General features: G+C 68.0%; 2 protein-coding genes. One reads left to right on the forward strand and one right to left on the reverse strand.

Annotated elements, in window-relative coordinates; all coding sequences use genetic code 11:
* Positions 1–15: 15 nt before the first annotated feature.
* Entirely contained in the window at positions 16–564 is a 549-nt protein-coding gene (locus ACWDNU_RS47190) for a TetR/AcrR family transcriptional regulator (RefSeq protein WP_355283566.1), read from the reverse strand.
* Positions 565–685: 121 nt separating this feature from the next.
* Between ACWDNU_RS47190 and ACWDNU_RS47195 the strand changes: the two genes are divergently transcribed.
* Positions 686–1,021, forward strand: a 336-nt coding sequence (locus tag ACWDNU_RS47195) for a carboxymuconolactone decarboxylase family protein (protein ID WP_449673626.1), incomplete at its 3' end; no start/stop codon positions are given.

Here is a 1,021-nt window from a genome sequence, read left to right on the forward strand (position 1 = left end):
CCTGAGTACTACTGCTCAGGACAGGAGTTTCGCAGCGATGGTGGCGGCGCGGTCGGCGGCGGCTGGGGAGTTCTCGCGGACGGCGGTGACGATGGCGCCGTCGATGAGCAGGGCCAGTTCGGGGGCGAGGGTGTCGGGGTCGGGTTGGTCTGCGGCGGTGAGCAATTCGGTGAGGTAGGCGATGACGCGGCGCTTGTGGCGGTCGGCTGCCTGGTGGGCGGGGGCCGTGGGGTCGGCGACCTCGATCATCGTGTTGATGAAGGCGCAGCCGCGGAAATCGTTGCGGGCGAAGCGTTGTGCGAGTGCGGTGAAGACGGCCATGGGGCGGGCTGCGGGGTCGTCGACGGCTTCGACGGAGGTGCGCAGCCAGTCCAGCCAGCGGCGGTCACGGTCTTCGAGGACGGCGACGACCAGGTCGTCTTTGCTCGCGAAGTGGCGGTAGAAGGAAGCGCGGCCGACGCCGGACTCCTGGAGCAGCCGATCGATTCCGACGGCGCGGATGCCCTCCGCGTAGAACAACTCCTCGGCGGTGTTGAGCAACCGCTGCTTGGCCTGTGTCGCCATGCGCTCACCGTACCAGAACGGAAACGATCGGTACCGAGTTGATTGACCGAGACGGAACCGATCGGTACCGTCACGACTCGGTACCGATCAGTACCGTTGTCGAACATCCTTGGAGCGCACCATGTCCCGACTGCCTCTTCTCTCCACCGACACCGCCGATGCCGAGCAGGGCGAACTGCTCACCGAAGTCCGGCGGCAACTGGGCCGGGTGCCGAATCTCTACGCCGCCATGGCGAACAGCCCGGCCACCCTACGGGGGTATCTGCGCCTGCGAGACGCGTTGACGGCGGGCACGCTCGACGCCCGTACCCGCGAGCAGCTCGCCCTCCTGATCGCCGCCGACAACGGCTGCGACTACTGCGTTTCGGCGCACACGATGCGCGCCGCGAAGATGGGCTTCTCCCCCGAGGCGATCACGGCGACACAGGCCGCCAGGGCCGAGGACCCGCACGCCGAG

The organism is Amycolatopsis sp. NPDC003676, assembly GCF_053587275.1.

What these genes read in the sequence shown, in the direction of transcription:
- ACWDNU_RS47190 (WP_355283566.1), bottom strand. Translation starts at nt 564, where the DNA reads ATGGCGACACAGGCCAAGCAGCGGTTGCTCAACACCGCCGAGGAGTTG.